This is a genomic window from Leisingera sp. ANG-DT (assembly GCF_000813785.1).
Lineage (GTDB): Bacteria > Pseudomonadota > Alphaproteobacteria > Rhodobacterales > Rhodobacteraceae > Leisingera.
This window is the reverse complement of sequence record NZ_JWLE01000042.1, coordinates 1-298: the sequence shown is the minus strand read 5'-3', so window position 1 is coordinate 298 and position 298 is coordinate 1. Positions and strand designations below refer to the sequence as shown.

General features: G+C 64.4%; 1 protein-coding gene. It reads right to left on the bottom strand.

Annotated elements, in window-relative coordinates; genetic code table 11:
• A partial coding sequence (locus RA21_RS23280; RefSeq protein ID WP_446720202.1) for an ATP-binding cassette domain-containing protein occupies positions 1-298 on the bottom strand: 298 nt, incomplete at both ends.

Genomic DNA, 298 nt, shown 5'->3' with positions numbered 1-298 from the left:
GCCGCTGGCCGCCCGACAGCTGATGCGGGTAGGAGGTCAGCCGGTTTTCTGCGTCGCGGATGCCGACCTTTTCCAAGAGCTCCAGAATGCGGGCGCGGGCGGATTTGCCGGCCAGCCCCTGGTGCAGAGCCAGGGATTCCTCCAGCTGCCGTTCGATGGTGTGCAGCGGATTGAGCGAGGTCATCGGCTCCTGGAAGATGAAGCTGATGTCATTGCCGCGCACCTGCATCAGGTGGCGCTCGCTGGCGCCGACCATCTCGGTGCCATCATAAGTGACGGAACCGCTCACCATGGCGCT